The 24,675-nt window shown below is 37.4% G+C and carries 18 protein-coding genes; 6 read left to right on the forward strand and 12 right to left on the reverse strand.

Annotated elements, in window-relative coordinates; translation table 11 throughout:
* Positions 1-261 precede the first annotated feature (261 nt).
* On the forward strand, positions 262-1,359 hold the full coding sequence (locus AADJ06_RS02040; RefSeq protein ID WP_341224727.1) for a Gfo/Idh/MocA family oxidoreductase: 1,098 nt from the start codon (positions 262-264) through the stop codon (positions 1,357-1,359).
* A 195-nt stretch (positions 1,360-1,554) separates the two neighbouring features.
* Here the strand turns inward: AADJ06_RS02040 and AADJ06_RS02045 are convergent, their stop codons facing one another.
* The 8 genes from AADJ06_RS02045 to AADJ06_RS02080 form a co-directional block, all read right to left on the reverse strand.
* Complete coding sequence (locus tag AADJ06_RS02045) at positions 1,555-2,460, reverse strand: hypothetical protein (protein WP_341224728.1); 906 nt, start codon at positions 2,458-2,460, stop codon at positions 1,555-1,557.
* Between the two features lie 665 nt (positions 2,461-3,125).
* A complete protein-coding gene (locus AADJ06_RS02050) occupies positions 3,126-5,873 on the reverse strand; it encodes a family 78 glycoside hydrolase catalytic domain (protein ID WP_341224729.1) in 2,748 nt (915 codons plus the stop codon).
* Positions 5,866-7,017, reverse strand: a complete 1,152-nt coding sequence (locus tag AADJ06_RS02055; RefSeq protein WP_341224730.1) for a cellulase family glycosylhydrolase — start codon at positions 7,015-7,017, stop codon at positions 5,866-5,868. Before AADJ06_RS02055 ends, AADJ06_RS02050 begins: the two co-directional genes overlap by 8 nt.
* 292 nt (positions 7,018-7,309) lie before the next feature.
* Positions 7,310-7,813, reverse strand: a complete 504-nt coding sequence (locus AADJ06_RS02060; RefSeq protein ID WP_341224731.1) for a hypothetical protein — start codon at positions 7,811-7,813, stop codon at positions 7,310-7,312.
* A 319-nt stretch (positions 7,814-8,132) separates the two neighbouring features.
* Positions 8,133-9,044 carry a helix-turn-helix transcriptional regulator gene (locus tag AADJ06_RS02065; protein ID WP_341224732.1) on the reverse strand — a complete coding sequence of 304 codons (912 nt, stop codon included), beginning with the start codon at positions 9,042-9,044 and terminating at the stop codon, positions 8,133-8,135.
* Positions 9,045-9,053: 9 nt separating this feature from the next.
* Positions 9,054-10,004: an SDR family oxidoreductase gene (locus AADJ06_RS02070; protein ID WP_341224733.1), complete on the reverse strand. Its 951-nt coding sequence runs from the start codon at positions 10,002-10,004 to the stop codon at positions 9,054-9,056.
* Between the two features lie 360 nt (positions 10,005-10,364).
* Positions 10,365-11,243 (reverse strand): DUF5677 domain-containing protein, encoded by an 879-nt coding sequence (locus AADJ06_RS02075; protein ID WP_341224734.1) that lies wholly within the window; start codon positions 11,241-11,243, stop codon positions 10,365-10,367.
* Between the two features lie 191 nt (positions 11,244-11,434).
* Positions 11,435-13,003 carry a solute:sodium symporter family transporter gene (locus tag AADJ06_RS02080; protein WP_341224735.1) on the reverse strand — a complete coding sequence of 523 codons (1,569 nt, stop codon included), beginning with the start codon at positions 13,001-13,003 and terminating at the stop codon, positions 11,435-11,437.
* 109 nt (positions 13,004-13,112) lie between these two features.
* On the opposite strand from AADJ06_RS02080, the gene AADJ06_RS02085 reads away from it, so the two are divergent.
* A complete protein-coding gene (locus AADJ06_RS02085; RefSeq protein WP_341224736.1) occupies positions 13,113-13,982 on the forward strand; it encodes an inositol oxygenase family protein in 870 nt (289 codons plus the stop codon).
* Positions 13,983-14,057: 75 nt separating this feature from the next.
* Here AADJ06_RS02085 and AADJ06_RS02090 read toward each other — a convergent pair whose 3' ends face one another.
* Positions 14,058-15,767, reverse strand: a complete 1,710-nt coding sequence (locus tag AADJ06_RS02090) for a GMC family oxidoreductase (protein WP_341224737.1) — start codon at positions 15,765-15,767, stop codon at positions 14,058-14,060.
* A gap of 31 nt (positions 15,768-15,798) precedes the next feature.
* On the reverse strand, positions 15,799-16,425 hold the full coding sequence (locus AADJ06_RS02095; RefSeq protein ID WP_341224738.1) for a gluconate 2-dehydrogenase subunit 3 family protein: 627 nt from the start codon (positions 16,423-16,425) through the stop codon (positions 15,799-15,801).
* A 442-nt stretch (positions 16,426-16,867) separates the two neighbouring features.
* On the opposite strand from AADJ06_RS02095, the gene AADJ06_RS02100 reads away from it, so the two are divergent.
* From AADJ06_RS02100 to AADJ06_RS02110, 3 genes are all read left to right on the forward strand, one after another.
* Positions 16,868-18,181, forward strand: coding sequence for a UDP-glucose/GDP-mannose dehydrogenase family protein (locus AADJ06_RS02100; RefSeq protein WP_341224739.1), 1,314 nt, complete (start codon positions 16,868-16,870; stop codon positions 18,179-18,181).
* Positions 18,182-18,190: 9 nt separating this feature from the next.
* Positions 18,191-19,162, forward strand: a complete 972-nt coding sequence (locus AADJ06_RS02105; RefSeq protein ID WP_341224740.1) for a UDP-glucuronic acid decarboxylase family protein — start codon at positions 18,191-18,193, stop codon at positions 19,160-19,162.
* 123 nt (positions 19,163-19,285) lie between these two features.
* Positions 19,286-20,623 carry a 7TM diverse intracellular signaling domain-containing protein gene (locus AADJ06_RS02110; protein ID WP_341224741.1) on the forward strand — a complete coding sequence of 446 codons (1,338 nt, stop codon included), beginning with the start codon at positions 19,286-19,288 and terminating at the stop codon, positions 20,621-20,623.
* A 302-nt stretch (positions 20,624-20,925) separates the two neighbouring features.
* On the opposite strand, the gene AADJ06_RS02115 is transcribed toward AADJ06_RS02110, so the two are convergent.
* A complete protein-coding gene (locus tag AADJ06_RS02115; protein ID WP_341224742.1) occupies positions 20,926-22,395 on the reverse strand; it encodes an aspartate aminotransferase family protein in 1,470 nt (489 codons plus the stop codon).
* A gap of 166 nt (positions 22,396-22,561) precedes the next feature.
* Complete coding sequence (locus AADJ06_RS02120; RefSeq protein WP_341224743.1) at positions 22,562-24,046, reverse strand: sulfatase-like hydrolase/transferase; 1,485 nt, start codon at positions 24,044-24,046, stop codon at positions 22,562-22,564.
* Between the two features lie 274 nt (positions 24,047-24,320).
* Between AADJ06_RS02120 and AADJ06_RS02125 the strand changes: the two genes are divergently transcribed.
* Positions 24,321-24,671, forward strand: a complete 351-nt coding sequence (locus AADJ06_RS02125) for a hypothetical protein (RefSeq protein ID WP_341224744.1) — start codon at positions 24,321-24,323, stop codon at positions 24,669-24,671.
* Positions 24,672-24,675: the final 4 nt, after the last annotated feature.

Raw genomic sequence — 24,675 nt, forward strand, 5'->3', positions numbered from 1 at the left:
AAAATAGATTCTCAATCACACATCATTTGATGCGTAGCAAAAATAGTCCACAAGATATAATCAAAAGTTTGAATAGCCTTAATGGAAGGGTTTAAATCGGTGTTATTCGTGTAAAGTCTGTGAAATTTGTTTGCTATTTGACCGTATGTTAATGGGCTATTGGAATAAATCCCCACTCATCTGCTAAAATATCCCACCTATATAAAGCCCTATCTATTTTTCCTTGTTTTTTCTAAATTGCTTTGGCAAAAACAAAATAATATGACGGAAAACAGACGCTCCTTTGTTAAGAAAATGGCCGTGGGCTCTATGATGGTTCCATTTGGGATTTCTCATAATTTTAAGCCTGAACCTTATAAAAAGTTACGTGTGGCTCTAGTAGGTTTAGGCCGATATGCCAATTATTTGGCTGAAGGAATAGCAGTGTCAAAACATTGTGAAGTGGCTGGAATAGTTACTGGAACGCCGTCCAAGATTCCTGTGTGGCGAAAGAAATACCAAATTTCAGCGGACTCGGTTTATAATTATGAAACCTTTGATAACATCGTGAATAATGAGGGTATTGACGCCATTTATATTGTTTTGCCGAATGGCATGCATAAAGAATATGCTATACGAGCGGCCAAAGCTGGTAAGCATGTGATAGTGGAGAAACCTATGGCTATTACAGCCAAAGAATGCGAAGGAATTATTGCTGCCTGTAAAGAGAATAATGTGGAATTAGCGGTAGGCTATCGCTTGCATTTTGAGCCATATAATATGGAAATGATGCGACTAGGCAAAGAGAAAGTTTATGGTGAGGTTCGTCATGTGCAAGCGGCTCTGGGCTATAATATTAGCAATATAGATTTAAGTGATTGGCATTTAAATGCAAAGCTTTCAGGCGGCGGCTGTCTTCAAAACTTAGGTGTTTATTGTATACAAGGGGCAAGGTATATTATAGGTGAAGAACCTATTTCAGTAACGGCACAGTTTGGCCCTGTTATTCATAAAGATGTCTATAAGGAGGTAGAAGAGTCTATTCATTGGCAAATGGAATTTCCGAGCGGAGCGGTGGCTACCTGCACGGCTAGTTCAGCATCATCTATGGATAGACTTTTGGCTTCGGCAGATAAAGGGATTTTTGAATTAAGTCCGGCTATTAGTTATGGACCTTTTGTTGGCAAGACGAGCGATGGTGTTTTTGAATTTCCGACGACAAATCAGCAGCAAGTTCAAATGGATGAAATGGCTAAGTTTCTTTTAAATAACAAACCATTTCCAGACCATATTAGTGGTTTGGAAGGTCTGAAAGATTTGAAAGTGATAGATGCAGTTTATGAAGCGGCCAAAACCGGAGAAAGAGTTTTGGTGGGCTAAGTTTTTTGAAGTTACTCATCTAGGTTTTCCGCCAAAGGTTGATAAATTCAGTTTTGCAGGAGTGCCTGTCCGCTTTGGGTTGGTTTGTCAGCCGATTGCTAATATCTGAATAGTTGTTAAACCTGCGGTTTACGATAACCACACCGAAGTTACAAGTTTTAGTGTGGGGCTAAATTGTATTTCCAAAGTGGTGACTTAATGTTCTTTAAGCTCGACAATCGGAGCTAATTGTAGATTATTCTTGTACAAATCGATTCTTTCTGGCAAAGCATACATTTTCAAACAAGGCGTTTCTAATTCTTCTTTGTTTAAATGGGATTTTAGAAATTTTAAACTAAAATCATAAAAGTAATCATCGGAAAAAAGTATATAAACAGACTGTTTCTTTTCTTCAATCATTTTATGAAGGATTTTGTCACACTTATCTTCCGATTCTATTAGAACATCTACTTTAAGTCCTGGTAAAATGCTAACGACTTCATTTCTTATTTTTTCAATTTCATTCTCTTCTACCTTCTCAGAGTTCAACAATAATACAGTTAATCGGCAATAATTAAATTTTAGGAAGTTGGCGTATTTCCTGACAAGATATAGGTAATCAAGATGCTTCTTTTCTAGTAAAAACATCATGCGATTGTCTATGTTTTCTTTTCTTTTAGGTGGAACAATAATCACATCTTGATCGACACTGGAATAAACTTTTTCAAAAAAAGCACCCAATTCTTCTCCCTTCCCATTCCCTAGCAAACCTAACTCAACGTAAAAATATTTTTCAGAATTTAGATGCTTGAATAGTTTCTCTTTTTCATCAGGTTTAAAAATTAATAATTCAATATTACCTGAATGATTTACTTGATGTTCTAAGTACTTTTTTAATTGTCCAATTTGCCGAAGCGATTCCTCTTCGTCATCCTCAATTAAATGGATGATATCTATTTTCAATTCATAATTCCAAACGCTGAAAAGGAAACTATCTAGTCCGCTTACAGCATTTGGAGAAAAGTCTGTACAAAAGGCTACTTTATTGGTTTCATACATATTCTTTTTCCTAGTTAATTGTTCTAAGGTTGTCCGAATAGCAGTCCTGTCTTGTGTAATCAAGTGGGTGTGGGGAGTATTATTATGCGGCTAAGTGTTAAAAAGCTAATTTAGTATAAATGTCTTTTAAATTATCTTTTGGAGGCTTTAACCATCTTAATTCAACCATTCCTGAATTTCCTTATCTAAGGTTTCTTCTGAGATAGTATTATCCCTATCTGATTCTTGAATGCGGCCATCTATTTTATCGATAAGCAGAAGTTTTTCTATTAAATATTATATGTTCAGCTTATCAGGTAAGCTTTCAATTTGTTTGTATAGGTCCTCTTTAGTAATCATAAGAGTAAATTAAGACATGAAGATAATGAATTTCTGGGAACTAGTTGGAACTTCGAAAGTTCAAACTGCGAAGAGAGGAAATCATTGGTATGGTCTTTTCCTTCAAGAAGAGTCTCCTTTATGGACTCTTCGGTGTTCAAATATAATTGGTAGTCTAAATCTATTGATTTTTGTCTTTTAAAAGGTTAATTAATTGCAGACAAACCAAACTCAAGTGAGAAGTAAGTCAGAGTAACTATGGAGACTCAGGCAAAGGGAAATATCGGGCTCTTAAATCGACCAAATTTGTCTCGAAAAAGGTTAATTACTTCCTACCATCATTCAATTTAGACGTTAACCAGAGTCTGTGCGGAAACTCTGGCTTAAGGGAAAGGAAATTATATTACTCTTTAATTCCTAGAAAAATCAAAAGAGTAGACACCACTTTGGAGCTTAAAAGAAACATTCTTTTTACCTTTTGATTTCTTTACGCCTTTACTTTTCTTATAGGATTTACCGCCTTCCAGTACTTTAGTAATTTCTGAATATGGAGCATATAAAGTGGCTTCACTTCCTACGGGTACTTCTACGTAAACGCTCAGAATGTCGTTTGAGATTTTCTCCCACCTTATGGCTGCTGCTCCATAGGGCGTTTGTGTGCCGTAATTGGCAAAGTCAAGGTCGTTGTCTAATTCAGGTTTGAAAATAATATGCTTATAACCCGGCTCAGCTTCATCGGTTTGCATACCTGCCAAATTGGTATAAAACCACGCCATACCACCACCAAACATAGGGTGATTATGACTTCCTTTTTCAGACCAATGTTCTCTTGAAGTAGTACTGCCAAGCTCTACCCAGCGGCCAAAACTTGGTTCGGTTCTCTTGTTTAAGGCATCATAGGCCATTTCACTCAAACCATTTTCGCTTAGCACTTCAAAGAAATATCTTGTTCCAAAAATCCCAGTATCAAAATGCCCATCACTCTCTTCTATGTCATTTTTGAAGGTCGCTAGTACATCAGCTTTTAAGTTGGCAGGCAGCCCCATTTTAAGAGCAAAAAGATTTGCTCCATATTTACCGAAAGACTTCGTCTCTGGATTATAAAATTTACTTTGAAAAGCAGCTTTCGCTTCCTCTGCTTGTTTTTGATAGAGCGTAGCATCTGTCGTTTGACCTAAAACTGTTGCGGCTTTTGCCGTTAAGTCATTGCAGAGCCATAAGTAAAATGTATGTACCAGTTCATCAGAAGGAAGGCAGTCTTCGCATACACCAGCCCATTCGCCTAGGTTCCACCATTTGAGTGGTTTTCCATTTGCTCCTTCACGCTGACTAAACATGGTGCCTTCAGGTGTTTTCCATGTTTTCATGTAGCGTATGTAGCCTTTCATGGCTTCATAATTATCTGCCAAGATATCTTTAGAGCCATACTGCTTATAAAATTCCCAAGGAATAATATTGATAGCCGCTCCCCAAGCCACACCGCCACCACAGCCAGGCTGCCAAGGAGCACCGTTTGGCACATAACCCGTTTCTGGAATTTGAGCATCACGCATGTCGCTTACCCATTTTTGGTAAAAGGCCTGTGCATCATAATTATGCATCACGGTGTTACAGGTCACTTGTGCATCGCCCGTGTAGCCAGAGCGTTCTCTATGCGGACAGTCAGACGCTATGCCGCCATGCGTATTATCTAGCTGGCTGCGTTTCCAAATCTTGTGTATTTGATTAAAAAGGTCGTTTGAGGTTTCAAAAGTCGCTTTCTCTTTTAAGTCCGTATTGACCGCTTCGGCTAGTAGATTTTCAGCTTTTAGTTCTCCTGGCCAGTTGGTTATTTCTACCCCAGAAAATACAAACCAGTTAAACCTAGGAGCATATTGTTCTAATCCTTCCCCTTTAAAAATGTAGGTGTTTTCACCAGAATAGAGGTTTCCGTTAAAGGTGATGTGTACCTTTTGACCTGCCGGTCCTGTAACATTCACCAGCTTCAGCCAACCTGAAATTTCCTCAGGGAAATCTACTTTATAATGCCCTTTACCTAGTTTCTCTATTTTGGTAGGAGCGTACTGTTTTGTCACTTTGTCTGTTTCGGCGGTATGTGCCACCATGTCTCCATAAGGTGCTTCTCTCAGGCTTACGTTTTGCCAAGAGCTGTCATTAAAGTTTGCATTCGACCAGTCTGATATTTCTTTTCTGGCGTCATATACCTCACCATCATATACCAAATCAACTAGAATGGGAGACTTTTCGGCCTTCCATGTTTCGTCTGTAGCTATGATTTCTTCTGTACCGTCGGTATAGGTAACATGCAGCTGAGCAATAAATCTTGGGCTGCCATACGAGGCCGTCCAGAATCTAGGAGCATTATAAAAACCGTTTCCTAAAATACCACCGATGGCGTTTTTGCCTTGTTTTAAACTGGAAGTAATGTCATAAGCTAAGTACATGACTTTATAGCGTGCAAACTCATCAGGCACCGCTATGTAGGCATCTGCCAATGCTGGTCTTTTCCCGTAGTTGGTTTGATTGGGTACCAATACGTCGTTGCCTACTTTTTTGCCATTGGCGTACAGTTCAAAATAGCCTAAACCCGTGGTAAAGACTACCGCTTTTGCCACTTCCTTATTGATGTCAAAGCTTTTACGAAGTAGGGGAGCGGGTGGAGGTAATATTTCAGTTTTCTTATCTGGCCCGCCGTTTGGTTTCGGAATGGCTTCTTCGCCCTGCCAGGGGGCACCTATCCATTTAGCTTGCCAGTCTGCTTTATTTAGTAAGCCCATTCGCCAGAAAGCAGGTTTTGACCATTCGCCAGCTACGCCGTCTTTATCCCAAGTTCTGACTTGCCACCAGCACTCCTGACGTGATTTTAAGGCTTTTCCATTATAAACTATTCTGTTATTCTCTTCTGAATTAACCTTTTTAGAATCCCATAAGTCTGGATTTGAAAGACCACCTTGGCTGCTAGCTACTTTTATTTGATAGGCAGTTTGCTTTTGACCTCTTACATTATTTGCCGAAGTGTTTATCCAAGCCAAACGTGGTTTTACTTCGTCAATAACTCTTGGGTTTGCTAGGTATTCACAAGTGAGTTTGTTGACTTCTAGTTGTGCTTGAGCCACAGAAAAAGCGGTAAGAAATAAGAAAATGAGTGTTTTACGCATTTTGCAATAGGGTTAATAGCTTTCTGTCAAGTTTATGGCCGTACCAGTCTTCATAGTCTACATCTTCTCTGCCAGAGTCAAGAATTCCAAACGAGCCTTTGAGTTCCCATAGGGCAAAACCGATATCATTTTCACTCAATATGTCTGTTAGGTCTTTAAACCATGCTAAGAAAATATCATGAGGGGTTTTGTTATAGCAGCCGCACTCCCCACAGTGCACGCCTATGCCTTTGTTTTTAAGCTCTATCCATGGTTTATAAATGTCTTCTAACATTTTTTTGCTTAGGTATTGGTCGCCTACTTGTCCTGGGTATTTTAGCTCTGGTAAGTTGGAAGTATCTTTAAAAACCCACGGAGCAGCGTAATGAGAAATAACACCCGGTGCGTAGCCACGGCAGCTTTGAGCCACTTCAAGGTCTATTAGTTCTGGAGTTACTTTGCTGCCTACTTCGTTTCCATCGGCCACTATGAGTCTTTTCGGGTTTACTTCATGTATGGCTGTTTTGGCGGCCAAAACTAGTTTTCTGTAAACGTCGCCGGGCAGTTTTGTTTTCTTTCCAAACTGGTCGTTCATGTCATCACGCCAGCTGGGTTCGTTTAATAAGTCAAAACTCATTTTTTTGGAGCTGTGCGACTTAAACCTTTCCGCCCAAAACTTCCAATGGTAGCAAAAATCATCTTCTGCTTGTTGGTCTGTCCAGATATTATATGGTTCATGAAAACCGGCATTAATACAGTAGCCAGGTGCTCTGTGAATGTTTAAGCTTACATGATGCCCATATTTCTGAGCCATGTACACAAGATTTTCTATTCTGTCTGTAGCTGCCGTGTCAATGTTTCTAACATCTTCAATGTTGATATCCTTACTTCGGTCAAAATCAATATAGCTTGGGTAAGCCATCGGAATTCTCACAAAGTCAAAACCCCAATCTTGCATCCATTTAAAAAAAATCTCGGGTGTTTGATTTCTTTGATTATTAGGGTCAGGCGAAAAGAAATCTAAAAAGTTAAAGCCCTTCCATTTTGGAATTGCGTTTTTCTTAATCACAGTTTTCTGACTAAAAGCTCTGTCTGTACCCACTAAAATAGCAGCAGTTGAGAGACTTGACTTTTTGATAAATTCTCTTCTTGAGTTTTGTTTCATTGGGTTGTTTTAATGTTCAAGTTTAACACTTTTTTTGTAGAATACTGTCCTAGTTTGTTTGGATAGGTTAGGAGTGCATTAAACTATTTCAATATGGGAATTAAAACTCAAAAAGGAACACTTTTCCTTCACGAAGAGTCTCCAAAGGGACTCTTCGGCGTTCAGTTATTTATTAGTTAGCTTAATCTACAAAAAACGCCTCGTAAAAGGCTAATTGATTTAACAGATTAAATTTAAAAATAGGCCAGAGCCTCCGCGGAGACCCTGGCATAAAGAGGTTCAAGTTCTTAACTTATTGCTTATTCACTAAGTCCAATTGCTCTTTATAGGTTTCTATTCTTGCATGGGCGTTTCCATCTACCAATAAAATAACTATCATCATGGCTATAGTAGTGATGCTAATTGCTCGCCACATAGGGCTGTTTATAAAAAATATAAGCAAGGCCGCCACAATGATTATAATAGGGATAGCTTTGAAAACAACTGTGCTGTATTCTTTTAAGGTGGCTTCGGTTCGTATGATTTCTGATTCTACAAATGCCTCGGAATCTGTGTTATAGGCATTTTTAAATTCTGTTATTCTTGATTTATTGGTGTAAAATAATCCCAGACCAATTATCAGAAGTAACAAACCCGCTACTAGCGTAGGAATGATGTAGGCTTTAGCTATTTCGGTTTTGCCAAGCTGCCAAAATCCAAAACTTGCCGCCATAAATATCACTCCAAAGAGCATGAAAAATGGGGTTGAGAAAAGTTCGGCTTTTGCCCAATCAGTTGCTGTTTTTAATATATCCATAGTTTTAATTTATTATCATCCGACTAAACATCGAATTAATTTAAAAGTAGTATTTAAGATAAGAGGTAATACCTTGTGCTTTTTTATCGGCTTCTTTTCTTTGGCTGGCTTCCCAGCCGGGGTTTCATTTTTTTTCGAAAAAAAACGAACCAAAAAAAACAGCACGGCAGCGGCCGACCGCCTGTAAACTCACACACTCAAAATCCTTGATTTAACAACCAATAATTGTAATATTAAAGTTGGGATTTTGACTGTGTTCAAACAGTACAGGGAGGTATAAAGATTTTTTTATTTATGTTTTTGCTCTAATGATTGTTGTTTAATTCAGTTTATATAATTCTCTGTATTCTGTTGGACTTATACCTTCTTTCTTTTTGAATAATCTTGAAAAATATTGGGGATATTCAAATCCCAAATCATAAGCCACTTCTGATATACTTTTGTTTGGTTTTAACAAGATGTTTTTGGCTTCGTCTATCAAATATAACTGCAAGTGCTCAGTAGTGCTTTTGCCTGTTTCATTTTTCAGTGTGTCACTCAGGTAACGTTGTGAAACCGACATCTCATTTGCTATTTTTTCAAGGCTTGGAATACCGTTTTTGTGTAATTCTCCTGATTCAAAATAGGTTTCTAATTGTTGATTAAATTGCCCTAGTAGGTCATTTGAAAGTTCTTTTCGGTTAAGAAACTGTCTTTCATAAAAACGATTGGCATATTTTAAAAGCGTGCTTAGCTGAGAAATGATAATGTCTTTACTAAACTCATCTTGATTGTTATGATATTCTATTTCAATATTACTCACAATAGATTCTACCTGCTTTTCTTCTTTTGGTGAAAGATGTAAAGCTTCATTTGCTGTGTAGGAGAAAAAGCCAAATTTCTTGATTTGATGAGCAAGCTCTGTTCCTTTCAAAAAGTCCTCATGGAAGTTTATTGAAAAACCCTTTTGCTCAAAAACCACACTCTCATCCCATTGCAAGACTTGTCTTGGTGCTATGAAAATCAAAGCACCGTTGGTGAAATCATATTTAGTACGTCCATAGTTTAAGTTTCCTTTTACAAACTTCTTTAAACTAATAGAGTAACAGTCGTTGGTGATTGGCGGTGAACTTTGTTTCGGACAAGGCAGAAAATCATCGTCTGTAGCATTGAACACACTAAACATAGGGTGCTCTGGTCCAGGTAATTCGAGATATTCTAAGTAAGCCGATAATGTTTTAAAGTGTTCCATTACGCTAATTTAGAAATTCCATTTATAACCTATTGCTTCTTCTGTTACATCCCACAGTTTCTCCATCACAGCTTTATCTTTAGCATGAGGCTCTAATTTGTGTGCTCCAACAGGCCCTCCAAAATGATTTCTTCCCGTTGGTCCATAGAATTCAGTTTGGTCAAGGTTCGCTTCTGTGGCACACATTAACATTGGGTATGCACCTTTTTCAGCTGACTGTACCAGTGGAGTTAACTTCATTAATTGCCATATAAACCTTGTCTTTAAGCTACCGCTGGTTTTGATTAATGAGGTGGAAGAAGCACCTGGATGGCAAGCATAAGATTTGACATCAGTCTTGCCTGCTTTTTTTAGTCTGTCTTGTAATTCATAAACGGTCATGATTTGAGCCAGTTTACTTTGACTATATACCTCATTTGGACCATAGTTGGCATCCCAGTTCATGTCGTCAAACTGTATGGTTTTGATACCTAAATTATAGCCCATACTACCTACAGTCACTATACGTCCTTTAAATTCCTCTATTCGTGGGTAAAGCAGAGCTTGTAACAGAAAGTTTCCATAATGATTTACACCCATTTGACATTCAAAACCATCTACAGTAAATGTTTGTTTTGGCACTTGGGCAATAGCGGCATTACACAGCAATGCGTCTATGTGAGGAACAGTTTTAAGAACTTCTTCTGCTGCTTTTTTCACAGAAGCTTGTTCTGCCAAGTCCATTTGAATATTAGTTACATCTATATTATTACCAATTTCTTGTTTCAAAGTTGCTAAGGTCTCTTCTGATTTTTGTGGGTTACGGTTAAGCATCACTACTTTAGCACCTTTAGCTAGCAATATTTTTGCTGCTTCAAAGCCGGTGCCGCTAGTAGTACCCGTTATCACATAAGTCTTTCCGTTTAAATTTTTTATTCTTTCAGGAGTCCATCCTTTTTTGCCGAATTGATTCGTTTTCATTTTTGCTTATTTCTTTGTTTCAAATTAATAAGACAAAATTAGAGGTGGAGTGAGTCTGACCTCTTATACGGATTTTCAGATGTTGTATACTTTTTGGTTGGCCTTAATTATAGTAGCGACTAGCTATAGTTCGCGTTAACCATTTCCACCTATATGTCTGTTTTTCTGGCTAGCTAACTCTTCTGAATTTGTCTCGTAAAAGACTACTTGAATATTGATGGGTTTAACTTCGAAATACACCAGAGTCCCTGCGGAGACTCGGCCGAAGGAAATATGATTGTGCAACAAGAGCGGTATGAATTGAGAGGTTCACTTACGTTTCTGTGAGAGGTAAGGGATGGGATTTACCATCTTTCTCAACTAAATACTGACTTTTTTTCTGATTTTCTTTTCCTCGAGTCTCTTTATAATCAATTCGGTTAGATTTGTTCCTTCTTTGTAAAAGCCAAATTTTGAAACAAAATTTAAGTATTCTAACTTGTTGACTTTATTTTGAGTAAAGATTTTTTTTGACATTTTTTCATCATAGAATCCAATTTCACAAGTCAAAAAATCACACAATATTATTAAAACATACGGGGAGAAAAAATAAGGATTATGATAGGAATGGTAGGCGTCATAAATATATTTAGAGCTGTCACTATCGCGATAATTACCTGATGAAATCATATTTAAATGAGTTAGTTCACATAGATATGGATAAAGCTCTTTGTGAATTTCTTTTTCCTCTAAAGAGTTTATGCTGTCCGCCATTTTATTAATAGAAATTCCAAAATTACTAATTTCTCCTGTTTCAGGATGTAGAATTTTATTTCTTTGAACTTTATTGTTCTTTGATAATGGGTGCGAATATATCCCAGCAGCAAGTCCGACAGTTTTTCTTAAAAAGAAATCTAACTCTTCGATATTTTTCGAAAGGTGATTTAGTGTCAAGTAATTCTCATAGACTGATCTCAATAAAATTTGAGAATCTTCTGGAAAAACATTTTCGGCTAGCAAAATTGAAGCTCGTAAAGTTTTAGAAGTTTTTGTTAAAACAAAATACACAAAGTCATGATAATAATCTTCTCCTTTAATTCGGTCTTTTTCTTTTGTTAGAACTTTAATATCTGCATTTCTATCAATTAATTCCTCCAATAATTCAACTTGTGAAATTAAATTTTCATTAATTTTTAAGACTTCATTTTTTTTAGGAAGTATAAATTCAGGTATATCTTTTATTAATTTTCGTTCTTTCATTAGTTTGTGTCTTAGGACGAGATAGAGCACAAATTACCCATATCCACCGTATATGATGCACTAATATAATTGAATTTTTAGCCCTTGGAAATAATTAAAAACCTTCATTTACGATTTTAGAAAAAGGCCAAAATTCCCTCAAAGGTATGCCCAAAAAGAAATCAAAACCTTGCCCTAAATACTTGAAGCCTCTACGATAGCATGAAGTATATCAAAACCGTAATTAAAACCAAGACTAAACCCATTGGTTTTGCCCATTTCCATGGTTCTGAAGCATCTTTTACTAGTTCTACCACTACTTTGTCCGTAGGGAATTGTTTTGAAACCAAAATCATGATGACAAAATTAAGCACGAACTCAATGCCCCAAATATGCACGAAGTGAATGCCTGAATCGAAAATAAAAGTGGTTAAAATATAGAAAAGGAATCCAAAGAATAAGCCTGCTTTAGCTCCATTGGCATTGACGGCTTTGGTGAAAAAGCCAGCCATTAAAATGGAGGCGATGGGGATGAAGAAAATACCGTTCAGCTGCTGTAGCATTTGGTAGAGCCCTTCGGGAGCTTTGGCCACCAGAGGAGCGGCTAAAATTGAAAAGGCTGCCAATACCACAGCTACCCATTTACCGGTTTTGACCAGTTTGATTTCAGAGATGTTTTTATTGAAATGCTTTTTGTACAAATCAAAACAGAAGATAGTAGAAGCGGAGTTAAGCACGCTGTTAAATGTACTCAGAACCGCTCCCAAAATTACGGCAGCAAAAAGCCCCGTTAAACTAGCAGGTAAGACCTTTTTGACTAAAAGTGGGTAAATGATATCAGGGTTGTCATAATATTCGGTTTGAAAATAGTAAAAGCCAATTAAGCCTGGTAATACAATGACTAAAGGAATGAAAATTTTCAGCACACCGGTATAAAGTAGCCCTTTTTGAGCTTCGGCTAGGTTTTTAGCCCCTAAAGCACGCTGGATGATGGTTTGGTTCATTCCCCAGAAATAGAGTTGATTAATCATCAATCCTGTAAAAAGGACGGAAAAGGGGAGAACTGAGTCTTCGGCACCAATGATGTTAAACTTTTCAGGGGCAAATTCATAGACTTTGCTTAGGCCGCTCATCATACTGCCATCACCTATTTTCCATAAGGCCAAAACAGGAATGAGCAGTCCACAAAAAAGCAGCCCTATGCCGTTTAAAGTGTCAGAATATGCTACTGCTTTCAAGCCGCCAAAAATGGCGTACGCCGAGCCTATAAGCCCAATGACTATAACGGTGTACCAGAGACCTTCTGTTTGAGAAATTCCCAAGTTCTTAGAGATATCGAAAATACTCTCAAGGTTCAGTGCTCCAGAATATAAAACAATGGGTAGGAGGGTGACCACAAAAGAAACCATCAAAAAGGAAGCAACTAATGTTCTGGTAAGGGAGTCGAATCGGTTTTCTAAATACTCAGGGATGGTGGTTAAACCCATCTTTATATAGCGTGGTAAAAAGTATAATGCGGCTATCACCAAAGCTATGGCGGAGGTCACTTCCCAGGCTATTACTATAATTCCATTTTTATAGGAATTTCCGTTCATTCCTATCAAGTGTTCGGTAGAAATATTGGTCAGTAACATAGAGGCGGCAATGACCGGTCCTGTTAAAGATTTTCCTGCTAAAAAATAGCCTTTTTCGCTGCTAAGATTTTCATTTTTAAGCCTGTACCAGACAAATAAGATTACGAGTAAAGTGAAACCAAAGAAGCCTGTAAGTGTTAATATCATTAAGTTTAAATTAGGGTTGGAGAGCCAAATTAGTTTAAAAATCTTAGCCAGCAAAAATTTTGTAATTCAAAGAAATCATGTAAAATTGAGAAGAAATTAAAACGAAAATATGAAGGAAATATTAACAGAAAAGCAGCTGAATCCATTAGCCAGTATAGAAGATTGGGAAGATGACCTGTTAAAGAGGTATCCGGAAGAAACCAAGGAAAAGGAAGAGTACAGAAATTATGAAGATTCTGAACGGGTAGATACCGTAAAAGAATTTTATAAATTGAATCATACGTACCAAACTTTTGATTTTGTTACTAAAAAAGAAGAGGAATTTTTGAAGTTTGATAAAAGAGAAATGTCTCTTTGGGAAGCTGTTGATTTCTTGAATACTTTGGTAGATGACTCTGACCCAGACACAGCCTTAGACCAATTGCAGCATTTGCTTCAAACTTCGGAGGCTATTCGTGCTGATGGACATCCAGATTGGTTTGTTTTAACTGGTTTTATGCATGACATGGGAAAGGTGTTATGCCTTTTTGGTGAGCCACAGTGGGCCGTGGTAGGAGATACTTTTCCGGTAGGCTGCCAGCATTCTGACAAAATAGTATATCCTGAGTTTTTTAAAGAAAATCCAGATAGTACAGATGAGCGATATAATACCAAATATGGTGTGTATGAGCCTAACTGTGGATTAGACAAAGTGAAAATGAGTTGGGGTCATGACGAGTACCTTTATCAAATGATGAAAGAATACCTTCCTGAGGAGGCTCTTTATATGATTAGGTACCACTCGTTTTATCCACAGCATAAAGAAAATGCTTACGATCATCTTATGACTGAGCATGACCATAGAATGTTTAAGTGGGTTGATAAGTTTAACCCTTATGATTTATACTCAAAAGTACCAACTCCGCCAGATGCTAAGGCTCTAAGACCTTATTATGAGGATTTGGTAGCGAAGTATCTGCCGAGCACTTTGAAGTTTTAAGAAAAAAATAGATGTATATAAGAAATGCCCCTTAGGATATCCTGAGGGGCATTCTTAATTATAGTTTTGAATAGATTACATATTCATTTTCTTCAACTCATTTACCGCAAAGTCAGCAGCACGGGCTGTTAAGGCCATGTAAGTTAAAGATGGGTTTACACAAGAAGAGGAAGTCATAGCGGCTCCGTCAGTAACGAACACGTTTTCCGCTCCCCAAACTTGGTTGTTCTTATTAAGCACAGAAGTTTTCTCTTCTCTACCCATTCTGGCAGTTCCCATTTCATGAATACCAATTCCTGGAGATTTCTCCTCGTCTTTGTAGCCACTAACGTTTTGGAAACCAGCAGATTCAAGCATAGCAATGGCTTCGTCACGCATCGCAACTCTCATTTTTTGTTCATTATCTCCCCACCAAGCATCAAACTCAATTACAGGCAAGCCCCATTGGTCTTTCTCACTGGTAAGGGTCATTAAATTGTTTTCGTCTGGCAGCGTCTCGCCAAAACCGCCAATACCCATTCTCCATTGTCCTGGAATACTTAGCGATTCTTTAAACTCTGCTCCGAAAGTCATATCAGAAGGAATACCTTTACTTCTAGAAGCTCTACCTTGGTATCCAAAACCTCTAACGAAGTCTCTTTTATCATTTCCCCAGTTAGTAAACCTCGGAATATAAATACCGTTTGGCCTGTTACCATAATAGTATTTGTCTTCCCAGCCTTCAATTGAACCATTGGCTCCAGAAGATAAATGGTGGTCCATGATGTTTCTTCCTAGTTGGTCAGAAAGGTTTCCTAAACCATTTGGATGTCTTTTTGATTTTGATTGCATCATAATCCAAGCTGAATTAATGGCAGATGCATTCAAGAAGATAATCTTTGCAAAGTATTCTACTTCTTCTTTGGTGTTTTGGTCAATGGCTTTTACACCTGTAGCCTTACCTAAATCATCATCATAGATTACTTCGTAAACAATCTTGTCGTTTATAAGCGTCAAGTTTTCTGTTTTCTTTGCCGCAGGCAAAGTAGCAGACTGTGTGCTGAAGTATGCACCATAAGGACATCCTCTAATACACTTGTTTCTAAATTGACAACTAGCTCTTCCTAAGGCTGTTTGTTCTTCGGTTGGTTCTGTTAAATGAGCTACACGACCAATAGTTACATGTCTTCCATCAAACTTGCTTTCTAAGTTTTCTCTGAAATGCTGCTCTACACAGTTCATTTCCATTGGCTTTTGAAAATGGCTGTCGGGTAGTACATCCCAGTTTTCTTTTTGACCAGAAATCCCAGCGAATTTTTCTACATAACTATACCATGGAGCTAAATCACCATATCTGATTGGCCAGTCAACCCCATTTCCGTCTTCTAGGTTTGCTGTGAAATCTCTTTCATTCCACCTGTATGATTGACGACCCCACATTAAAGAACGACCTCCGGTGTGATATCCACGAATCCAGTCAAATCTTCTTTTCTCTTTGTAAGGATGGTCTATGTCTTTTTCAAATAACCCTCTATTATCTTCATTGGCTGCATAGCCCGTTCTTTTTACAGCCCAGTACTCTTCTGCAGCAGTTTTATCTACTCTACCTCTGTGAGGGAAATCCCATGATTCTTTCATGGCATCTTCATAACCGCTAACATGAACCACGTCACGGCCTCTTTCTAACATTAATACTTTTAAGCCTTTTTCTGTTAATTCTTTGGCAGCCCATCCTCCAGACACACCAGAACCTACTACTATGGCATCAAAGGTGTTTTGTTCCTTTGCTTTTCCTTGAATATTCATTCTTAAAGTTTCTTTTAAATTTTATTTAGCCTTATAGAGCGTAGGCTTTTTGCCCTTCTTTCAGTGGAATACATCCTTCGTATCTACCAGGTATTGGCACGTAATCCAATTCTTGGGTTGCACCAATTTCAGAAGTAAAGTATCCAAACAAAGTAAGTTCTTTCATGATATTGAAGAAAGGAGTTACTTTTTCCGCTGATTTACCGTCATCTTTAACTTTTCCAGTTTCAGGGTCAATCTCTTTAACTTTTTTGGCTTCTTCTTTTTCAGTGCTAGCGGCAGCTTCCATAGCTTTAAGCACTTCGGTTTTTTGCTCATTACTTAATGACACAAATGAACCTCCAAGCTCTTTTGACTTACTTTCTAAAGCCTCTAAGCCTTTTTTGAAATGTTCTCCCTGAGCATCAGAGTAGCAATCCCTCAGCATTGTTTCTATGAATGGTCCCACACCAGCTTCTTTGGCTCCGGGAGTGTCAGTGGTAGGAATTATAACTTCAGCTATTTCAGCTACAAGACTTTGGTAGTCGGCTGATAGGTTAAATGGGGTGCTGGCCGTGTCTTTAGGAGTACAGCCTTCCATTAATGCCATAATAGTAGGGGCTGAAACAGCTCCTCCCATGAGAATGGCAACGCGATTTAATGCTTCTCTTCTATTCAATTGTCGTCGCTTATTTATAGATTAAAATGAAATATTACTATGAAAGGGTGAATTTAAGGGCAATTAGCCTTTAAGACAAGAATTGGGCGATTTTTCCTCTGATTATTTAACGCAAACGTTTGTACGAAATGATGAAATGCCCTTTTTGGTCTATTTGACCATTTTTTGAAAGTTTAATGCTCTTTTTTAGAGGAATTATAGCCCGAAAGGAGTGTTTCTGTAGAAAAGTAATCTTGAAATAATTTAATCTTTTGTTATTCGTTTAGTTTTTCGAAGTGAACATTTTAGCTTGCCGTGTGCTACTTTTGAAGTATTTTAGGTCTATAAGTCTAGCATGGAGTTGTGTTTTTGTTGACTTTTTTATTTTAAGGTATTAGGAAGCGATAAGAAAAGTACTACTTTTGTCAAGAGATTAATTTTATTAACGAAGTAAAGAATCAAAATGAAAGTTGCAGTAGTTGGAACAGGTTATGTTGGCTTAGTAAGCGGAACATGTTTTGCCGAAACTGGTAATACCGTAATATGTGTGGATAATAACCCTCAAAAGGTAGAAAGCCTGAAAAAAGGGAAAATGACTATTTACGAACCAGGTTTAGATGTACTTTTTGATAGAAATACAAAAGAAGGTCGTTTGACTTTTACTACATCTTTAGAAGAAGGAATAAAGGATGCAGAGGTTATTTTTCTTGCTCTGCCTACACCTCCTGGTGAAGATGGTTCAGCCGACCTGAAATACATATTAGGAGTGGCGGATGATTTGGGTAAAACCATGAAAAAGTATGCTGTAATAGTAGATAAGAGTACGGTACCAGTAGGAACTGCTGAAAAAGTAAGAGAAGCCATAGCAAAAAATGCTACCGTTGATTTTGATGTAGTTTCTAATCCTGAGTTTTTGCGTGAGGGTGTAGCAGTAGATGATTTCATGAAGCCAGACAGAGTAGTGGTAGGAACGGAGTCAGAAAAGGCTCAGGAAATCATGAAGCGTCTTTATGCTCCATTGGTTCGTCAAGGTAATCCTGTCATTTTTATGGATGAGCGTTCTGCCGAAATGACTAAATATGCAGCAAATTCTTTCTTGGCAATGAAAATTACCTTTATGAATGAGATTGCTAACCTTTGTGAGAGAGCAGGAGCAGATGTAGACAATGTAAGAAAAGGTATAGGAACTGATAGCAGAATTGGTAAAAGATTTTTGTTCCCTGGTATTGGTTATGGTGGTAGCTGTTTCCCAAAAGATGTACAAGCTTTAGGTAAAACTGCGGCAGAGTATGATTACGATTTTAAAATTTTAAAATCAGTAATGAAAGTGAATGATAAGCAGAAGACCAAAATGATGCCATTAGTAAAGGATTATTTTGATGGGGATTTGAAAGGTAAAACTATTGCTATTTGGGGGCTTGCATTTAAACCACATACAGATGATATTAGAGAAGCACCAGCTTTGTATAATATTAAGTCTTTAAGAAGAGCGGGAGCGAAAGTGGTTGTTTTTGACCCTGAGGCTATGGATAATATTAGAGGAGAAATAGGACGTAAGGTGAAATATGCCAAGTCTATGTATGAAGCTATTGAAGGGGCGGATGCATTGATGATTATGACCGAATGGCCTGAATTCCGTTCTCCAGATTTTGATAAAATAGGGGATGCTTTAAAAAACAAAGTTATCTTTGACGGTAGAAACCTTTATGACTTAAATAATATGGAGAACAAAGGTTTTACATATTTTTCAATAGGAAGAAAAGTAATAAACGGCTAATTTTAAAAGATGAAGAGGATATTAATTACGGGTGGGGCAGGTTTCTTGGGTTCGCACCTTTGTGATAGATTTATTAAAGAAGGATATCATGTCATAGCGATGGATAACCTTATTACTGGTGACTTAAGAAATATTGAGCACTTATTTAAATTAGAGAATTTTGAGTTTTACCATCATGATGTAAGTAAGTTCATTCATGTACCTGGTGACTTAGATTATATACTTCATTTTGCGTCGCCGGCTTCACCAATTGATTATTTGAAAATCCCTATTCAAACCTTAAAGGTAGGTTCCTTAGGAATTCATAATTGCTTAGGTTTAGCTAGAGTTAAGAATGCTAGAGTTTTAATAGCATCTACTTCGGAAATTTATGGCGACCCTCAGGTTCATCCTCAAACGGAAGACTACTGGGGACATGTAAACACAGTAGGGCCAAGAGGTGTTTATGATGAGGCCAAACGTTTTCAGGAATCTATGACCATGGCTTATCATACTTTTCATGGTGTAGAGACTAGAATTGTAAGGATTTTTAACACTTATGGACCTAGAATGCGACTAAATGACGGTCGTGTTATTCCTGCTTTCATGGGGCAAGCCTTAAGAGGTGAAGATTTGACTGTTTTTGGTGATGGTAGTCAAACCCGTTCTTTTTGCTATGTAGATGATTTAGTAGAAGGTATTTATAGACTGCTTCATTCTGACTATGCTCAGCCTGTAAATATTGGTAATCCTATCGAAATTAGTATTGCTGATTTTGCAGAAGAGATTATCAGATTAACAAATACGGACCAAAAGGTTATTTACAAAGATTTACCTGTAGATGACCCTAAGCAGCGTCAACCAGATATTACCAAAGCAAAAGAGGTTTTAGATTGGGAGCCGAAAGTTGGAAGAGATGAAGGTTTGGCAATAACTTTTGACTATTTCAAGAGTTTCTCTAAAGAGAGACTATACGATGAGGCAAAGCATAAAGAGTTTTAAAAGAGCTTAGTAAGTTTTTAAAGCCCGATTAAGAAAGTAGTCGGGCTTTTATTATGTTAAAAGCTTCTTTCTTGGTAGGTTAAAAATATGTAAACTCGCGAAACTTTAACCATTTATATCAAATTGAAACAAATATTAGGAAGCATCCTACTGTTATTTGTGCTCTTTCCGCTAAGATTAAGTGCCCAGAAACTGTCATTTTACAGGGCTAGTTCTTCTTCTGAAACCTTAGAAGATGTGAGAAATAAAACCTTTGTTGAGTTTGAAGAAAAGGTAAATAAGGGGTTTGAAAATGGGGTATATTGGATTAAGGTTGAAAATACTTCAGAGGCTATCGTATGTGAGTTGACGTCTGCTCATTTAAAAGATGTTCAATGTTATGTTGATGGTCTTGAACATTCTCTGGTTCTAGGTACACTCTTCCCTACGTTTAGCTTAGCAGCCAATAAAACTGCCTTTATGAAGATTAGCTGTGAAATGGAGGCATTTATTCCATTTAAGCTTAGCAAGTCTAACGAGTTTAATAAGGTTGAAAACAGAAGATTACTGTATTCTGGCCTTTATTATGGATTTGCTTTAATGGTCTTAATAATCAATCTTTTTTACTTCTTCAGTTTGAAAGAAAAGAGTTTCCTTTACTATAGCGTCTTTCTATTTTTTATAAGCCTTGCCATGTTTCAGAGAGATGGTTTTGTGGGCCTACTGTTAGGGGAGGATTTTAATTTATCTTATTTTGAAATCCTAACGCATTTTTTAGGAGGGGTAGCAGGAAGCGTATTTGCCATTGATTACCTAAATATGGAGAGCTATTGGAAAAGATATAAAGCAATAGTTTACTCTATTAATGCCTTAGCCTTTATTATTATGGTAGTTTATATGACTACAGGTTTGTTTTTTTGGCTGATGGTGGCGGATTTTGTGGTGATTTCAATTTTGACCTTAATATGGATTTCTGGTGTTATTTTGTTTCGTCAAAACACCTATTCTAAAATCTTTGTAATAGCGTATGTATTCGTTCTTATTATGGCTTTTGATTTTTTTATTTCGCCCTTAATGGGTTGGGCGAACATTGGGATTACTACAAAATACATGAAAATAGCGGGCATTTTAGAAATGTTACTTTTAAGTTATGCAGTAGTTTATAGGATGAAGGTGCTTCATCAAGAATACATATTAAAAGAGCGTCAGCTTTATAATTATACCAAAGAGCTTCATTCATTAGAGGAGGAACTTCAAAAACTGAATGAAGGTAAAGAAAATGATATTACTGCAGATATTTTAAGTGCCCGAGAGGTTCAAATTTTAGAGCTTATAGGAGCAGGTAAAATAAATAAAGAGATAGCGGAGGAATTATACATTTCGGTAAATACAGTCAAATATCACACTAAAAAGTTATATGCTAAGTTGAATATCAAAAGTAGAAATGAAATTCAGCCTGGTTTTGTTGAGTCTTTAAATTGACAAACTTTTATAGTAATTGTAAGAATTTGCCGTTTGGTCGTCAGACTTTCTCTAACTACCCACTAACTACCCTTCGTTTAATTGCGTGATAGGGGCTTTTGACCGAATTTCGCCGCTGAGACTTGTAGCCATGGAAGACTGATTAACTTTCAATATTTAGTCCACTATAAACAGATTGCATCGGAATAGTTATGATTGGCTATTTCCGATGCTTTTTTTGTTAAGGCTAAATTGATAATGTGAATTATAAATTTGACATGGAAGAACAAGCCACTCATGTTTAGAAGTGCTTGCTCTTAAGATTAGGTGTATGCCAGTTTCAAGTGAGCTATTTTTCCTTCTTTCAAGACGATTTCAATGATTTCCTTGATGTCTTTTTCTGATGTTCTAAAGTTGACAATACAGGCTCTCAAACAATACTTTTCTTTCACTAAAGCATTGGATAAAAATAGCTCTCCACCAGCTTGAAGTTGATTGAGAATTTCCTCATTTAGCTTATTTAGGTATTCTTCATTTTGACTATTGTCAGAAGGGGTATACCTGAAAGTGGTAATACTTAGGTTTTGAGAAACGGCTTCTATTTCGTTTTCTTTATTTGCTAAGTCAAAGAGCATTTTAGAAAGTTGAATGTCTTCGCCGATAAGTTTTTGGTAACCACTAAGACCCATCTGCTGTAAGGTCATCCAAACTTTTAATGCTCTAAAGCCTCGCGAGTTTTGAAGTCCATATTCATAGAAATTTTGAGCTATCTCATTTTCTGGATTACTGAAATTATAGTATTCAGGATGTGAGCTGAATGTGTCAATCAAGTGCTGTGGATTTTTTACCAGTGTGCAGCCTGCTTCTAATGGGCTATAAAGCCACTTATGTGGGTCTAAGGCTATGGAGTCGGCCTTAGAGATTCCTTCAAATAAATGCTGCTGCTCTGGAATAATAGCAGCAGGGGCACCATATGCTCCATCTATATGAAACCACAAGTTATGGTTTTTACAAATAACCGCTATTTTATCTAGTTTATCTACCACGCCGGTACTAACGTCGCCGGCTGTTCCTACCACTATAAATGGTTTGTAGTTATTTATGGTATCATTGAGTATAGCAGTTTCTAATGCCTCAGTATCCATTCTATTAGCATGGTCGGTGGAAATCCAACGCACTGCTTTTGAACCTAAACCGAATAAAATTGCAGCTTTCTCAATCCAAGTATGTGTGGCTTCAGAACAATAAATCGTCAGTTTATCGGTAATGCCATCTTCTTTGACGCTTTTAGGAGCTTTAGCAGTTCTAGCGGCTAAAAAAGCTGTAAAGTTTGCCATATTACCGCCACTGACTAAAATGCCACCATAGTTTGGTGAAACGCCAATGAATTCAGCCAGCCATTGAATGGTTTGTTTCTCTATTTCAGTAGCCATAGGACTTAAAATGTGTGCTCCTACGTTAGGATTGACAGCTGCTGCAAGTAAGTCTGCCAATGCCCCAATAGGAGCGGCAGATGAAGTTATGTAGCCCATGAATTTTGGATGACCATTCAGAAGAGAATGGTTGAAAAGTAAATCTGTGGCTTTGCGAATGATGTCATTTACTGGCATGCCGTTTTGGGGTAAACGCGAATTTCCCAATTTGCTTAGTATTTGGCTTGGCTTTTCGTTTGGATTAACTGGTCTTTTGTTTATTCCTTCAATAAAGTCTGAAATTTTATCAATCAATTCATAACCAACCTTCCGAAACTCTTCTTTGTCTATTTCTATTGATGATTTTCTGATTTTTGTCATGGTTCAAATGAGCGTAATGGTGAGCGTTTGATTGAGGATTTATTTTGTTCGATGATTTAAAGCAATAGAATTTACCTTTTACCAAAGCTATAAAAAAAACTCATAAGGCTATTAGGCTTTATGAGTTTTGAAATCAGTGACTTAAATGCTTTTGGATAGATTGAAGCTAGGGTTTCATAAAGGCTAAATCTAGTTCATCATTATAATGTCCTTGTAATTTCTCTAACTCAGCAAATAACTCTTTTACTTTTGTTTGATAGTCTGGATTTTCCGCCAAATCGTTCAGCTCGTTTGGGTCGTTTTTCAAATCAAAAAGTCTGAGTTTTTTCGCTTTTGGATATGCTATTAGTTTAAAGTTGTCTTTTCTTACCATTCTCTGTAAGCCCAAATAACAGCCATAAACGGCATCAAGCCCATTACTTTTTGAAATATTCGTAGCTAAAGGAATTAGACTCTTAAACTCTACAAAGTCTGAGTTTTGTACACCGGCTACTTCTAATGCCGACGGCATGATGTCTTGTAAAAAAACGTCATGGTCCAGTGATACTCCTTTTGGTATTGATGGTCCTTTGACTAATAAAGGCACCCTCATACTATGATCATACATATTTTGTTTCCCCATAAGACCATGGCTTCCTATTGCTAGGCCGTGGTCTGCCGTGAAAAAGACGTAAGTGTTTTCATCCAAGCCTTTGGCTTTTAACTCAGAAAGTATGCCGCCTATTTGCTCATCAAGGTGTGTTATGAGGGCGTAGTACTCTCTTAGATGAGTTTTTACTGCAAGTTCCGTTCTCGGAAATGGAGCTAGAGCTTCGTCTCTTAATTTATAGCCAAGGCCAATCTCCTCATGAAAGTCATAGTCGGTTCTGAAGTTTTTAGGCAGTTCGATATCCTCAACGGGATACATGTCAAGGTATTTTTGCGGCGACTGACGTGGATCGTGCGGAGCATTGAAGGCTAAGTACATAAAGAAAGGCTTGTCTTTCTTAGATGCTTTGTTAATAAAACTCAATGCATCATCTTTTAGTACTTCTGACCAGTGTTTTCCACCTTCCCAAAAACCACTTCTTCCTTTATCTGCTGGGTTCCAAGATGTGTCGGTAGCACTCAAAGGACGGTTATAGCCCACAGGCATCATGGCTGGGTACATAGCATCACCTTCTTTATACTCTTTCATAAGCTGAGGATGATTTACTGCATCGTTTGGCATTCCGGGCCTAATGTGAACAGTGTTTTGAAAGATATCATCGGCAGCAACATCAACATGCCATTTACCAGTCATATAAGTGTCATATCCTGCACTCTCCATTAATTTTGGCCACGTATTGGCTATTGAAAGGGAGTCTTTAACATGCCATTTTTTTCTATTTTTATTGGCATTCCAAACCGACATGCCTGATATCAGCATTGACCTAGAAGCGGTACAAACAGCACCACTCCAAGAACCCATATTATAGGCATGAGTAAATGACGTTCCTTCAGAGTAAAGTTGGTCAATGTTCGGTGTCTTAACTTGATTATAGCCTAAAGCACCAACCGCCTTATAAGTCTGGTCGTCCGTGAATATTAAAACAACATTTGGCCTCTTTTCTTTTTGACAAGAACCAAATAGGAGAGCTAAGCATAATAGTTTTAGTATAGGGTATTTCATGTAATAGGTTTTATGTGTTTAAAAATAGTGATAAGTTTTCCTTGAACAATTGGAAGAGCGTGTAGAACCTATTTTATGGCATAAAGTTGCCAGAATAATACCAGAGCATAAAGGGTGTCAAAGCTTTGCCATAACTATGAGGTGAGTTCGAGTAATAAGGAGGTATGAGAAATATAGTTTTCTTCTAAACCTATTTTTAATAAGGAACCAACCTATTAGTCTTGGAAGTCATTTAAATAATATAAGTTTTAATGAAAAAGAAATTTGAGATAATATGAAAAAGTACCTTTTGCTATTGCCTTTAATGGCGTTTGGCTGTGAAAAACTGACCGTTGAAGATGAAGCCATCACAGACCCACTTATGAGTAACTGCTTATCAGAGAAGATAGAAAGTTTCTCAAAAGGGCAAAACTGTGAGAGCAACGTAAGTATTAAATCTTACGAGTTTCAAGGGGAGTTTGTAATAGTTTTTGACCCAGGAAACTGCGGAGCTGATATGGCAGCTGAGGTTTTTGATTTTGACTGTGAACGTCTTGGGCTTTTGGGCGGAATAAGTGGTAATATGGAAATTAATGGTGAAGATTTTTCCAATGCTGTTTTTAAGGAAACAGTTTGGGAAAAATAGTGTA

Origin of the sequence: uncultured Arcticibacterium sp., from assembly GCF_964021845.1 — a bacterium.
GTDB lineage: Bacteria > Bacteroidota > Bacteroidia > Cytophagales > Spirosomataceae > Arcticibacterium.

Excerpts from the sequence above, each read along its gene's own strand:
- AADJ06_RS02040 (WP_341224727.1), top strand. The coding sequence starts at position 262 with ATGACGGAAAACAGACGCTCCTTTGTTAAGAAAATGGCCGTGGGCTCT.
- AADJ06_RS02050 (WP_341224729.1), bottom strand. The coding sequence starts at position 5,873 with ATGCGTAAAACACTCATTTTCTTATTTCTTACCGCTTTTTCTGTGGCT.
- AADJ06_RS02055 (WP_341224730.1), bottom strand. The coding sequence starts at position 7,017 with ATGAAACAAAACTCAAGAAGAGAATTTATCAAAAAGTCAAGTCTCTCA.
- AADJ06_RS02060 (WP_341224731.1), bottom strand. The coding sequence starts at position 7,813 with ATGGATATATTAAAAACAGCAACTGATTGGGCAAAAGCCGAACTTTTC.
- AADJ06_RS02065 (WP_341224732.1), bottom strand. The coding sequence starts at position 9,044 with ATGGAACACTTTAAAACATTATCGGCTTACTTAGAATATCTCGAATTA.
- AADJ06_RS02070 (WP_341224733.1), bottom strand. The coding sequence starts at position 10,004 with ATGAAAACGAATCAATTCGGCAAAAAAGGATGGACTCCTGAAAGAATA.
- AADJ06_RS02075 (WP_341224734.1), bottom strand. The coding sequence starts at position 11,243 with ATGAAAGAACGAAAATTAATAAAAGATATACCTGAATTTATACTTCCT.
- AADJ06_RS02080 (WP_341224735.1), bottom strand. The coding sequence starts at position 13,003 with ATGATATTAACACTTACAGGCTTCTTTGGTTTCACTTTACTCGTAATC.
- AADJ06_RS02085 (WP_341224736.1), top strand. The coding sequence starts at position 13,113 with ATGAAGGAAATATTAACAGAAAAGCAGCTGAATCCATTAGCCAGTATA.
- AADJ06_RS02090 (WP_341224737.1), bottom strand. The coding sequence starts at position 15,767 with ATGAATATTCAAGGAAAAGCAAAGGAACAAAACACCTTTGATGCCATA.
- AADJ06_RS02100 (WP_341224739.1), top strand. The coding sequence starts at position 16,868 with ATGAAAGTTGCAGTAGTTGGAACAGGTTATGTTGGCTTAGTAAGCGGA.
- AADJ06_RS02105 (WP_341224740.1), top strand. The coding sequence starts at position 18,191 with ATGAAGAGGATATTAATTACGGGTGGGGCAGGTTTCTTGGGTTCGCAC.
- AADJ06_RS02115 (WP_341224742.1), bottom strand. The coding sequence starts at position 22,395 with ATGACAAAAATCAGAAAATCATCAATAGAAATAGACAAAGAAGAGTTT.
- AADJ06_RS02120 (WP_341224743.1), bottom strand. The coding sequence starts at position 24,046 with ATGAAATACCCTATACTAAAACTATTATGCTTAGCTCTCCTATTTGGT.
- AADJ06_RS02125 (WP_341224744.1), top strand. The coding sequence starts at position 24,321 with ATGAAAAAGTACCTTTTGCTATTGCCTTTAATGGCGTTTGGCTGTGAA.